Below are 12,833 nucleotides of genomic sequence, written 5' to 3'. Positions count from 1 at the left end.
GGCGTGACCGCCGTAAGGAGCCCGTCGTGGCCCGTAACCGCCAGCGCGACCGACAGCAGAAGCAGTACCCGCGGCTGACCCACCCCCTGGTGCGGGACTCGGTCAGCGGTGAACTCCGCCGCGCCTCCTGGGAGGAGGCGCTCAGCCGGGCCACCGCCGGGTTCCGGGCCGTGACGGCGGCCCACGGGCCCGACGCGTTCGGCATGTTCTCCTGCGCCCGCGCCACCAACGAGATGAACTACGTGGCCCAGAAGTTCGCCCGGGTGGTGATGGGCACCAACAACGTCGACTCCTGCAACCGCACCTGCCACGCGCCCAGCGTCGCGGGGCTGTCCGCCGTCTTCGGCTCCGGCGGCGGCACGTCGTCGTACGCGGAGGTCGAGGACACCGACCTCATCGTGATGTGGGGCTCCAACGCCCGCTTCGCGCACCCGATCTTCTTCCAGCACGTCCTCAAGGGCATCCACAACGGCGCCCGGATGTACGCCGTCGATCCGCGCCGCACCTCGACCGCCGAATGGGCCGAGAGCTGGCTGGGGCTCAACGTGGGCACCGACATCCCGCTCGCCCACGCCGTGGGCCGCGAGATCATCCACGCGGGGCTCGCCAACCGCTCCTTCATCGAGCGCGCCACCAGCGGCTTCGAGGAGTACGCGGCCCATGTGGAGCCCTGGACCCTGAGCGTCGCCGAGAAGGTCACGGGCGTCCCGGCGGACGCCATCCGCGATCTCGCGCACGCCTACGCCACCGCCGAGCGCGCCCAACTGTGCTGGACGCTCGGCATCACCGAGCACCACAACGGCACCGACAACGTCCGGGCGCTGATCAATCTGTCCCTGCTGACCGGCCATGTCGGCCGGTACGGCTGCGGGTTGCAGCCGCTGCGCGGCCAGAACAACGTCCAGGGCGGCGGCGACATGGGCGCCATCCCCAACCGGCTGCCCGGCTTCCAGGACATCCTGGACCCGCCCACCCGGTCCAAGTTCGAGCGCGCCTGGGACGTGGTCATCCAGCCGCGCTACGGGCTGAACCTCACCGAGATGTTCGAGGCCATGGAGGCGGGCGAACTGCGCGCCGTCTACTGCATCGGCGAGAACCCGGCCCAGTCCGAGGCCGACACCGAACAGGCCGTCCGGCGGCTGGAGTCGCTGGAACACCTGGTGGTCCAGGACATCTTCCTCACCAGGACCGCCGAGCTGGCCGATGTGGTGCTCCCGGCGACCGCCGGCTGGTGCGAGACGGAGGGCACCACCACCAACAGCGAGCGCCGCGTCCAGCGGGTGCGCAAGGCCGTGGAGCCGCCGGGCGAGGCGCGCGAGGACATCGACATCATCTGCGAGCTGGCGCGGCGGCTGGGCCACGACTGGAAGTTCGAGAGCGCGGAGGAGGTGTGGAACGAGCTGCGCGCCGTCTCCCCCGACCACTTCGGCATGACCTACGAGCGGCTGGAGGAGCACCAGGGCATCCAGTGGCCGTGCCCCAGCACCGACCGCCTCGAACCCACCTATCTGCACGGCAGGCTGTGGGAGGGCGATCCGGCGCGGCGCGGCGCCCTCGCCCCCTTCGGCCCGGTGAAGCACGATCCGCCGGTCGATCTGACCGATGACGCCTATCCGATCCGGCTCACCACCGGGCGGCGCCTGGACTCGTACAACACCGGGGTGCAGAGCGGGGGGTTCGCCTCTCCGCTGCGGCGCGGCGAGTACATCGAGCTGTGCCCGGAGGACGCGGCCCGCTACCGGGTGGAGACCGAGGAGCGGGTGCGGGTCACCTCGCGGCGCGGCTCGGTGGTGGCGCCGGTGTGGATCGATCCCGGGCTGCGGCCGGGGCTCGCCTTCATGACCATGCACTTCCCCGACGAGGTGGACACCAACTCCCTGACGATCGAGGCGAACTGCCCCATCGCGGGGACTGCGGAGTTCAAGGCGTCGGCCATAAGGATCGAGAAGATTCCCGTGACCGCCGTAAGGAGCTGACCGTGGATCTGCGCTTCGGTGCCGGCAAGCCCACGGACGAGGAGCGGGCGGCGGTCGACGCCCTGCTCGGCCCGCCCGAATCCGCCTGGGAGGGCGCGGACGACCGCAACGACACCGATCTGCGCTGGGCGCGCGGCGGCCGCGAGGCACGTGAGCGGCGCGAACTGCTGCTGCCGGGGCTGCACGCCCTCAACGACCGGGTGGGCTGGATCAGCGAGGGCGGCCTGGACTATCTGTGCCGCCGGCTGACGGTCCCTCCGGCGGAGGGCTACGGGGTCGCGACCTTCTACGCGATGTTCGCGGTGAAACCCCGTCCGGCGACCGTCGTCCACGTCTGCACGGACCTGGCGTGCGCGGCCCGGGGCTCCGCCCGGGTGTGCGCGGAGCTCGAACGGGACCTGGGCCCGGCGGGCTCGGCCGGGTCCGGCGCCGTGTGGCAGCCCAGCCCATGTCTGGGCCTGTGCGAGCGTGCCCCGGCGGCCCTGGCGATCCGCGCGGGCGAGGCCCCGCAGGCGGCGGTCGTCGCCCCCGCCACGGCCGAGGCGGTGGCCGACGCGGCGTCGGCGCCGCACGTGGCGCCGGGCGAACCCCCCGCGGCGGCCGCGGTCCCCCAGACCGGCGCCACGGTCCCTCAGACCGGCGCCACGGTCCCTCAGACCGGCGCCGACGGCCTGGTGCTGCTGCGCCGGGTCGGGGTGGTGGATCCGGGGTCGCTCGACGACTACCGCACCCACGGCGGATACGCCGCCCTGCGGCGCGCGTTCACGCTCGGACCCGCCGGGGTGATCCGGGAGGTCACCGAGGCGGGGCTGGTCGGGCGGGGCGGGGCCGCGTTCCCGACCGGGCGGAAGTGGGCGGCCACCGCCCAGCAGCCGGACCATCCGCACTATCTGGTCTGCAACGCCGACGAGAGCGAACCGGGCACCTTCAAGGACCGGGTCCTGATGGAGGGCGATCCGTACGCCCTGATCGAGGCCATGACCATCGCGGGCTATGCGACCGGGGCCCACCGCGGCTATCTGTATCTGCGCGGCGAGTACCCCCGTGCGCTGCTCCGGCTGCGCACCGCCATCGACCGGGCCCGGGCCCGCGGCTTCCTCGGCGAGGACGTCATGGGGCAGGGGTTCGCGTTCGACATCGAGATCCGGCGCGGTGCGGGCGCGTACATCTGCGGCGAGGAGACCGCGATCTTCAACTCGATCGAGGGGCGGCGCGGTGAACCGCGCAGCAAACCGCCGTTCCCGGTCGAGAAGGGGCTGTTCGGCAAGCCGACCGCGGTCAACAACGTGGAGACGCTGGTCAATGTGTTGCCGATTCTGATCGAGGGTGCGCAGGCGTATGCCCGCACCGGTACCGGCACCTCGACGGGCACCAAGCTGTTCTGCGTCTCCGGCACGGTCGCCCGGCCCGGCGTCTACGAGCTGCCGTTCGGGGCGACGCTGGGCGAGTTGCTGGAGCTCGCGGGGCCACCCAAGACGCTGCGCGCGGTGCTGCTCGGCGGCGCGGCGGGCGGTTTCGTACGCCCCGACGAGCTGGACGTCCCACTGACCTTCGAGGGCACCCGCGCCGCGGGCACCACCCTCGGCTCGGGGGTGGTGCTGGTCCTGGACGACAGCGTCGACCTGTCCCGCATCCTGCTGCGCATCGCGGAGTTCTTCCGCGACGAGTCCTGCGGCCAGTGCGTCCCCTGCCGGGTGGGCACCGTACGGCAGGAGGAGGCGCTGCACCGGATCAAGGACCTTACGGGCGCCGCCGCGGCCGGGGACATCGCGCTGCTGCGCGAGGTCGGCCGGGTCATGCGGGACGCCTCGATCTGCGGTCTGGGCCAGACCGCCTGGAACGCCGTGGAGTCCGCCATCGACCGCCTGGGAGCCTTCAAGTGACCGCGATACCGCTGCGACCCCCGCGCCGTCTGGTCGACCTCACCCTGGACGGCGAGCCGGTCCGCGCCCCGGAGGACAGCACCCTGCTGGACGCGTGCCGCGCCGCGGGCAAGGACATCCCGACCCTGTGCCAGGGCGACACGCTCACCCCGAAGAACGCCTGCCGGGTGTGCGTGGTGGAGGTGGAGGGCGCCCGCACCCTCGCCCCGGCCTGCTCCCGCCGGGTGGAGCAGGGCATGGAAGTGCGCACGGACACCGAGCGCGCCCGGCACAGCCGTAAGGTCGTCCTGGAGCTGCTGGCCTCCTCGACCGATCTGTCGACGACCCCGCGCGCCGCCGAGTGGATCGAGGAGTACGGAGCCGAGCCGGACCGCTTCGGCCCGGACGCCGCCCGGGTGGCCGAGGAGCCGAAGGTCGACAACGACCTGTACGTCCGCGACTACGACAAATGCATCCTCTGCTACAAGTGCGTGGACGCCTGCGGCGACCAGTGGCAGAACACCTTCGCGATCGCGGTCGCGGGCCGCGGTTTCGACGCCCGGATCTCCACCGAGCACGACGCGCCCCTTACCGACTCCGCGTGTGTCTACTGCGGCAACTGCATCGAGGTGTGCCCGACCGGCGCGCTGAGCTTCAAGACGGAGTTCGACATGCGGGCGGCCGGGGCCTGGGACGAGTCGGCGCAGACGGAGACGACGACGGTATGCGCCTACTGTGGTGTGGGGTGCAATCTCACCCTCCATGTGCAGGACAATGAGATCGTGAAGGTCACCTCGCCGCACGACAATCCCGTCACCCACGGGAACCTGTGCATCAAGGGCCGTTTCGGATACCAGCACGTACAGAACCACGCACAGAACCGGGACTGATCGACATGGGACGGGTCACCGAGCGACGCCGCGTCATCCGCATCCGGGACGGGGCGGTCAGCACCCGGCCGGACACCCTGGTGGCGGAGGAACCGCTGGAGATCCGGCTGAACGGCAAACCGCTGGCGATCACCATGCGCACACCGGGCGACGACTTCGCCCTGGCCGCCGGGTTCCTGGTGAGCGAGGGCGTCCTCGGGCGCGCGGACGAGCTGGCGAACATCGTCTACTGCGCGGGCGCCACCGAGGACGGATCCAACACCTACAACGTGGTGGATGTGACGCTCGCTCCGGGTGTGCCGGTCCCGGACATCACCCTGGAGCGCAATGTCTATACGACGTCCTCCTGCGGGCTGTGCGGCAAGGCCAGCCTGGACGCGGTGCGGACGACGGCGCGCTGGCCGCTCGCGGACGGTCTCGGCGACGGGGCGGACGGCGGGGGTTCTCCCGTCCGGATCGAGCCGGAGACGCTCTCCGTGCTCCCCGACCGGCTCCGCGCCGCGCAGCGCGTCTTCGACCGGACCGGCGGGCTGCACGCGGCGGGACTGTTCACCCCGGACGGTGAGCTGCTGGACCTGCGCGAGGACGTGGGCCGGCACAACGCGGTGGACAAGCTGGTGGGGCGGGCGCTCCAGCAGGGTCTGCTGCCGCTGTCGGGGTCGGTGCTGATGGTCTCGGGCCGCGCCTCCTTCGAGCTGGCGCAGAAGGCGGTGATGGCGGGGATCCCGGTGCTGGCGGCGGTGTCGGCGCCCTCGTCGCTGGCGGTGGATCTGGCGGCGGAGACGGGGCTGACCCTGGTCGGCTTCCTCCGTGGCACTTCGATGAACGTGTACGCGGGCGAGCAGCGACTCGCTCTGCGGACAGCGGTCGGCGGGACCTGAGAAGCGGTCCGCCCGCTGCACGGGTTGGTGGGCCGGCCGGCGGGGAGCGCCCCCTGCGCCGGCCGGCCCCTGCCGGGTCGCTTACGCACGTCACCGGGCCCCGTACACGCGTTCCATATCCGGGTCTTCACTCGAAAGTGTTCTTGACCGCTCGTTCTGATTAGGTGCTACGGTTGGGGCATGGCCAGAACGAAGGAATTCGATCCGGAGGCCGCCCTGCAATCGGCTCTCGAGCTGTTCTGGCAGCGCGGCTATGAAGCGACCTCGATGGCGGACCTCGTCGACCACCTCGGCATCGGCCGCGCCAGTATCTACGCGACCTTCGGCAGCAAGCACGAGCTGTATCTGAAGGCGATGGACCGCTATGCGGAGACGCGCGACCCGTCCCTGCTGACCGAGCTGTCCCAGCCGGGCCCGGCACTGCCCGCGGTGCGGGCGGTGGTGCGGCGCTTCGCCGAGGAGGCCGCCTCCCCGGAGAAGCGACTGGCCGGCTGTCTGGTGACCAACACGGCGGCCGAGCTGGCCCCACACGACCCGGCGGCCGCCCGCCGGGTGGAGCTGAGTTGGGACCATGTGGAGACACCGCTGTGCTCCGCGCTGATACGGGCCCAGGCCCAGGGGGAGCTTCCCGAGGACCGCGACCCCCGTGCGCTGGCGCGGATGCTGTTCGTGCTGATGCAGGGGCTGCGGGTGGTCGGCAAGGCGTCGGACGACCCGGCCCGGGTGCGGGACGCCGCGGAGCAGGCGCTGGCACTGCTGGATTGACCTCCATGACCTGACGCTTCCGACCCGACACCTCCGACCTGACCTCGGCGGCCCGGGGCACTCGCATGCCCGCATATCAAAACGATCGGTCAAATATTGGGGGGACAGTTGACCGTCACCGACACCCCGCGCGGCACCGGCACCACCGCCGCCACCACCACGACCACGACCCGCCCTCGCCACGCCTTCGCCCTGCTCGGCTCCGTCCAGATCACCCTGATCTTCACGCTCGCGGCGATCGCCGTGCCGCTGCCCGAGATCGGCCGCGCCTTCGGCCTGGAGCGGGCCGATCTGATCCTGCTCAGTGCCGCCTATGGGCTCACCTTCGCCGGGCTGCTGCTCTTCGGCGCGCGTCTGTCCGATCGCTACGGCGGGCGGCGCGCCCTCACCGCCGGGCTCATCGTCTTCGCCGCCGCCTCGGCCGCCGCCCCGTTCTCCCCCGGTATCGGGACACTGCTCGTGGCCCGGTTCGCCCAGGGCGCGGGGGCGGCCCTGATCGCACCCGCCGCCATGGCCGTGCTGCGCGCCGTCTTCCCCACCCCCGTGGCCTATGGCAGAGCGATGGCCACCTGGGGCGGGCTCTCCGTGCTCGGCGCGACCGCGGGCAATCTGGTCTCCGGCGTCATAGCCGAGTTGCTCTCCTGGCGCTGGAGCTTCGCCGTGCCCCTTGCGGTGGCCGCGGCCGCCCTCGTCCTCGCGCCCCGGCTGCTGCCGGACACCGCGCCGAGCCGGGGCCGGAGGCTCGATCTGCCGGGCGCGCTGCTGGCCACGGCCGGGATCACGCTGGCCAGTTACGGGCTCGTGGTCACCGACGCGCTGCCCTGGTCGTCGGCCGGGGTGCTGGTGCCCCTGCTCATCGGCGCCGCGCTGCTCATCGCGTTCTGGTGCGTCGAGCGCCGGGCCGGCGATCCACTGCTGCCGCCCCGCTTCCTGCTGGACCGGCGGCGGGCCCTCGCCCTCGCGGCCATCGCGCTCAGCGCCTGCGCGACCGCGATGACCTTTGTGACCCTCTCGCTCCATCTCCAGCAGGACCGTGACTGGTCACCGCTGGGGACCTCGGCCGCCTTTGTGCCGTTCGCCATCGCCCTGCTCGCCTCGGGGCGGGCGGCCGGGCCGCTGATAGCCCGCTTCGGCGCCCCCGTCGTCACCGCCGCCGGGCTGGCCACGGCCGCGGCCGGGCTGGTTCTGCTCGCCCTCACCGGGCTCGATCCGCACACCTCGTATGCCTCCGCGCTGTTGCCGGGGCTGGTGCTGCTGCCGGCGGGCGCCGCCGCCTCCTTCGCCGGGGCCGCCGTGCTCACCACCCATGGGGTGCCGCCCGAGCGGACCGGGCTCGCGGGCGGGGTGCTGAACACGGCGATGGAGCTCGGCCCGACCGTGGTCTTTGCCATCGTGCTCACCTTCGGCAGCGATGCCGTCTCCCTCGCCGCGACGGGAGCCGCGCTGGCCCTCGTCGCCGCCCTGAACCTCCGCGTCCAGCGGACCCGTCCATCCCGTCCCTCCTCGCTTCCTCAAGGAGCCACGCAGTGAACCGCTTCACCGGAAAGACCGCCCTCGTCACCGGAGCGGGCACCGGCCTCGGCCGTGCCATCGCGCTCGCCTTCGCCGCCGAAGGCGCCTCCGTGGTGGCCGCCGGGCGCACCGAAGCCACCCTGGCCGAGACGGTCCGCCTGATCGAGGCCGCCGACGGCCGGGCCGCCGCCGTGCCCGCCGATGTCACCGACTCCGGGCAGTTGCGCGAGCTGGTGCACCAGGCCGTCACCCGTTTCGGCGGACTGGACATCGCCGTCAACAACGCCGGGATCATGGGTGGCCAGGGACCCCTCGGAGAGGTCAGCGAGGAGGACTGGGAGGCGGTGCTGCGCACCAATGTCACCGGTGTCTGGCTGGCGATGAAGCACCAGATCGCGCATATGAAGGACCACGGCGGCGGGGCGATCGTCAATGTCTCCTCCAACCTCGGCGCCCACCTCCGGGTCCCGGGCCTCGGCGCGTACAGCACCTCCAAGGCGGCGGTCGCCACACTGACCCGGGCCGCCGCGCTCGACCACATCCACCAGGGGATCCGGATCAACGCGGTCAGCCCCGGTGCCTCCGACGCCCCCATGTCCCTGCGGCCCGGTGAGACCGAGGCCGACCGCGCCGAGCGGATGAAGACCGAGAATCCGCTGGGCCGGATAGCGGAGGCGGGAGAGATCGCGGCGGCCGTGCTCTACCTCGCGTCACCGGCGGCCGGCTCGGTGGTCGGCACGGATCTGGTGGTGGACAGCGGCTCGTCGGCCTGACCGGCCCGAGGGCCCAACCGGCCGCGAGCGCCTGACCGTGCCGAGCGACCGACCGGCCGGAGCGGCCCGGTCGTGGTGCTCCGGCCGTGGTGCTCCGGCCATGGGGCTGCCCCCACTCTTACGCGGGGGCTGGCCGCATGGCCGGGGCGGCGCCGTACCCGGAGGCTGGTGAGACATGAACGCACCCACGAAGCGCCCTCGTTTACGCCTCGTCATGGCCACCGCCGTCACCGCCGCCCTCCTCGGCGGTGCGGCGGCGGTCCCGGCCGCCGCCACCACCACCGCCGACCCCGGAGCCTCCACAGCGCCCCAAGCCCCCGCAGCCCCCGCAGCACCCGCAGCGTCCGGCTCCGGCTCCCCCGACCACCGGCTCACCGAGGACGAGTTGCGGCGCGAGGTGGCCCGGACGCTAGAGGACGCCGGTTTCATCGGCCTGACCGTGGAGGTGCGCGACGGCCACCGCCGGATCCACGCCCGCGCGGGCGAGGCGGAGCTGAACACCGGCCGTCCCATGCCGTACGGGGCGCACTACCGGGCCGCGAGCGTCACCAAGTCCTTCGTGGCCACGGTCGTCCTCCAACTGGTCGCCGAGGGGCGGCTCTCGCTGAGCGATCCGGTGGACAAGTGGCTGCCGGGCGTGGTGAGCGGCAATGGCAACGACGGCCGCCGGATCACCGTCAGGAATCTGCTCCAGCACACCAGCGGCATCCACAACTACGCCTACAGCGAGGACACCGGCGACTCGGCGGCGGACTTCGATCGGACCCGGTTCGACCATGTCTCCCCCGAGCAGGTGGTCGCCGGGGCGATGAAGCACCGGCCCGACTTCCCACCCGCCCCGGCCGATGACCAGAAGCCCGACTGGAACTACTCCAACCCCGGCTATGTCCTCGCCGGAATGATCATCCAGAAGGTCACCGGACGGGCGTGGCCGGAGGAGGTCCGCGAGCGCATCATCCGCCCGCTGGGCCTGACCGGCACCTATGAGCCCGGGGACGATCCGCGGCTGAAGGCCCCGTACGCCCATACGTATCAGCGCTTCCCCGGCTCCAGCGCCTGGACGGACACCACGATCCGGAACGTCTCCTGGGGCGGTGCGGCCGGTTCGCTCATCACCACCGACCGCGATCTGGACCGGTTCTACACCGCGCTGCTGGGCGGCCGTCTGCTGCCCCCGGCGCAACTGGCCGAGATGCGCCGGACCGTCCCCGTCGGACCGGACTTCGAGGTGGCTTTCCCGCATGCCCAGTACGGGCTCGGGATGATACGGCAGCCGCTGAGCTGCGGCGGCTACCGCTGGGGTCACGGCGGCGACCTCGAAGGCGCCATGGTGCGGACCGGCTTCACCGAGGGCGGGCGGCGCTCGGTGACCATCAGCTCCAGCGGCAAGACCGACGACGACGAGCAGTTGCTCCGGGCCGAGGCGGCCGTGCAGCGCCTCACCGATCGCGTTCTGTGCGACGGCGTGCAGCCGAAGCCGTAAACTCTGACATCCATTGGAGAGTTTCGGGGCGTGAAGAGAGTTCTGGGCGTGAGGGTGTGCGGAGGAGGGCCCATGCGGATCGGCGAGCTGTCCCGCCGCACCGGGGTGAGCGAGCGGCTGCTGCGCTACTACGAACAGCAGGGCCTCCTCCAGCCCGAGCGGCTGCCCAGCGGCTATCGCGCATACCGCGCGTCCGATGTGGCGGTGGTGCGGCGCATTCGCTCGCTGCTGGCCGCCGGGCTGTCGACGGCGACCATCTCCCAGGTCCTGCCCTGCCTGCGCGACGACGGTGAGCACCTCGTGCCCACCTGCCCGGATCTGCTGGGCGAGCTGCGGGCGGAGCGGGAGCGGATGACCACGGCCATCGAGGAGCTCGAGCTGTCCCGGTCATTGCTGGACAGGGTCATCACAGCGGGCCAGTCGGCCATGAGCTGACACCGAAGCGGGGCGCGGCCGGGGCGGCCGGGAGCGGGGCGCGGCCGGGGGCGGGCGCCGCCCTCTCGCGCCCGCCCTCACCTCAACTGGCCCAGCGTCACGAGGATATGACGCACGGTCCTTGTCCCGGACGACCGCAGGACGAGACACTTTCTGCCGCAGTCATGTGTGAGACATGGGATGTCTTGATGTCCTGACGGTGTGATGCCTCCTGGTGTGATGCCCGACGGCCCTGACGTCCAGATGCCGATGCCTCCATGAGGCAGTCTGAAGGGCAGGCCGTGACCATGGCGTCAGTTCTCCGCACACGTCCCCGCACCAGACCACCCCACCCCCGTGCCAGACCATGGCGGCGCCGCGCCTCCGTGCTCCTCACCGCCGCGGCGCTGGCCCTGATTCCGCTTCCGGTACGGGCCGCGGACACGGATTCCTCCGCGTCCGCGGCCCGCGCCGACTCCGGCTTCGAACAGCAGGTCCTCTTCAAGTCTGCGCAGGAACAGGGCTACTCGTGCTTCCGGATCCCGGCGATCGTCAAGGCCAAGGACGGCTCCCTGCTCGCCTTCGCCGAGGGCCGGGTCGACAACTGTGGTGACGCCGGGGACATCGATCTGGTGCTCAAGCGCTCCACCGACGGCGGCCGCACCTGGGGTCCGCTCCAGGTGATCAACGAGGGCGGCGGCGACACCCACGGCAACCCCGCGCCCATCGTGGACCTGCGCACCGGCCGCATCGTACTCGCCAGCACCTACAACACCGGCCGCGACGACTCCCAGAGCTGCGACATCCCCTGTGACCGCTCCCCGCATCTCCAGTACAGCGACGACAACGGCGCCACCTGGTCGGCCCCGCGCGATCTGAGCTCCTCGCTGATGCCGCCCCAGTGGAACTCCTGGTACGCCACCGGCCCCGTCCACGGCATCCAGCTCCAGCGCGGCCGGCACAAGGGCCGGCTGGTCTTCACCCTCAACACCGAGAGCTACAGCGGCGGCCGCATCACCGACAACCATGCCGCGCTCGCCTACAGCGACGACGGCGGCAACCGCTGGCGCATCGGCGCGATGGACACCTATCCGCTCGCCGAGGACGGCACCTTCCGCCAGAAGCCGTCCGAGATGACGCTGGTGGAGCGCGCCGACGGATCGGTCTACGTCAGCGGGCGGGAGCAGGACGGCACCGATCTCGGCCACCGCGACTACGCCATCAGCCGGGACGGCGGCCAGAGCTTCACCGGCCCCTTCCGCACCATCCCCGATCTGCCCACTCCCCAGGTGCAGGGGTCGATCCTGCGGCTGCGCGATCCGGCCCGCGACGGCCACAGCCGGCTGCTCTTCTCGGCCCCCGCCGATCCCGACCGCCGCCGCACCATGATGATCCGCTCCTCCTGGGACGAGGCCCGCACCTGGGACGGTGTCGAGCGCGGCAAGGTCGTCACCACCGACTGGTCCGGCTACTCCGACATGGTCGCGGTCTCCCGCGACACGGTGGGGCTGCTGTACGAGGGCGGTGCGGTGGACGCCCGTGACGAGATCCGCTTCGCCCGCTTCACCGAGGACTGGCTGGGCCCCCGCCAGGCGCCCGCCCCCACCACCGACGACCGCGCGCCCGGCGCCCGGTCCGCGACCGTGCTCGGCGGCGCGGCGGCGCGCGGCGACGGCCGCTTCGGCGGCGGGCTGTCCTTCGACGGTACGGACGACGCGGTACGTGTCCCGTACCGGACCGCACTGCCGCTGGGCACCCGCGACTTCACGGCGAGCCTGTGGTTCCGGTATTCGGCCGCCTCCGGGCAGCATCCGTTCCTGTGGATGGGCGGGATCGGCAGCAAACAGCCGCAGGTCTGGCTGCGCGGTGAGCCCGGGAGCAACCGGATCCGGGCGCTGATGACGACGGTCACCGGCTTCTCCACCTTCACCAGCGCCTCGGTGTCCACCGACGCCGCGTACAACGACGGGCAGTGGCATCACCTCGCCCTGACCCGCGGCGGCGGACGGCTCTCCCTCACCGTGGACGGCGGCACCGCCGTCACCGCCCCCGATGCCCCGGGCACCGTGAGCCGCACCGCGCCCTTCGGCCTCCACCTCGGCCAGGCCGTGGACGGCCGCTCCCATATGACCGGCGATCTCGATGAGTTCCGCCTGTACGGCCGCGCGCTGACCGACACCGAGCTGCGCCGCGTCCGCGAGTTCAACGCCCCGCTCGACGACCACCACTCCGGCGCCCTCGTCCGCCTCCCCCTGGACCGCGTGCGGTGACGCCGCG

General features: G+C 72.2%; 10 protein-coding genes. All 10 read left to right on the top strand.

All coding sequences use genetic code 11. The features are described 5' to 3' along the window. Positions 1-26 precede the first annotated feature (26 nt). The 10 genes from ACK1X7_RS36675 (at position 27) to ACK1X7_RS36630 (ending at position 12,826) form a co-directional block, all read left to right on the top strand. Positions 27-1,976 carry a molybdopterin oxidoreductase family protein gene (locus tag ACK1X7_RS36675; protein WP_385145341.1) on the top strand — a complete coding sequence of 650 codons (1,950 nt, stop codon included), beginning with the start codon at positions 27-29 and terminating at the stop codon, positions 1,974-1,976. A 2-nt stretch (positions 1,977-1,978) separates the two neighbouring features. Next, on the top strand, positions 1,979-3,859 hold the full coding sequence (locus ACK1X7_RS36670) for an NADH-ubiquinone oxidoreductase-F iron-sulfur binding region domain-containing protein (protein ID WP_413116182.1): 1,881 nt from the start codon (positions 1,979-1,981) through the stop codon (positions 3,857-3,859). Further along, positions 3,856-4,728, top strand: a complete 873-nt coding sequence (locus ACK1X7_RS36665; protein WP_385145337.1) for a 2Fe-2S iron-sulfur cluster-binding protein — start codon at positions 3,856-3,858, stop codon at positions 4,726-4,728. Before ACK1X7_RS36670 ends, ACK1X7_RS36665 begins: the two co-directional genes overlap by 4 nt. A 5-nt stretch (positions 4,729-4,733) precedes the next feature. Beyond that, a complete protein-coding gene (gene fdhD, locus ACK1X7_RS36660) occupies positions 4,734-5,609 on the top strand; it encodes a formate dehydrogenase accessory sulfurtransferase FdhD (protein WP_385145335.1) in 876 nt (291 codons plus the stop codon). Between the two features lie 180 nt (positions 5,610-5,789). Then, positions 5,790-6,374: a TetR/AcrR family transcriptional regulator gene (locus ACK1X7_RS36655; RefSeq protein WP_216347339.1), complete on the top strand. Its 585-nt coding sequence runs from the start codon at positions 5,790-5,792 to the stop codon at positions 6,372-6,374. A gap of 108 nt (positions 6,375-6,482) precedes the next feature. Then, positions 6,483-7,904 (top strand): MFS transporter, encoded by a 1,422-nt coding sequence (locus tag ACK1X7_RS36650; protein ID WP_385145333.1) that lies wholly within the window; start codon positions 6,483-6,485, stop codon positions 7,902-7,904. Next, positions 7,901-8,659: an SDR family NAD(P)-dependent oxidoreductase gene (locus ACK1X7_RS36645; RefSeq protein WP_390795200.1), complete on the top strand. Its 759-nt coding sequence runs from the start codon at positions 7,901-7,903 to the stop codon at positions 8,657-8,659. The genes ACK1X7_RS36650 and ACK1X7_RS36645 overlap by 4 nt, the downstream gene beginning before the upstream one ends. Before the next feature lie 175 nt (positions 8,660-8,834). After that, positions 8,835-10,142: a serine hydrolase domain-containing protein gene (locus ACK1X7_RS36640; protein ID WP_398158625.1), complete on the top strand. Its 1,308-nt coding sequence runs from the start codon at positions 8,835-8,837 to the stop codon at positions 10,140-10,142. 72 nt (positions 10,143-10,214) lie between these two features. Further along, a complete protein-coding gene (locus ACK1X7_RS36635) occupies positions 10,215-10,577 on the top strand; it encodes a MerR family transcriptional regulator (RefSeq protein WP_216347336.1) in 363 nt (120 codons plus the stop codon). Positions 10,578-10,864: 287 nt separating this feature from the next. After that, positions 10,865-12,826, top strand: a complete 1,962-nt coding sequence (locus tag ACK1X7_RS36630; RefSeq protein ID WP_385145327.1) for an exo-alpha-sialidase — start codon at positions 10,865-10,867, stop codon at positions 12,824-12,826. Positions 12,827-12,833: the final 7 nt, after the last annotated feature.

The sequence above is a fragment of the Streptomyces sp. CY-1 genome (assembly GCF_047218265.1).
Taxonomy (GTDB): Bacteria; Actinomycetota; Actinomycetes; order Streptomycetales; family Streptomycetaceae; genus Streptomyces; species Streptomyces niphimycinicus.
The sequence above is the reverse complement of the archived record's forward strand: the minus strand, read 5'-3'. Positions and strand labels throughout refer to the sequence as shown.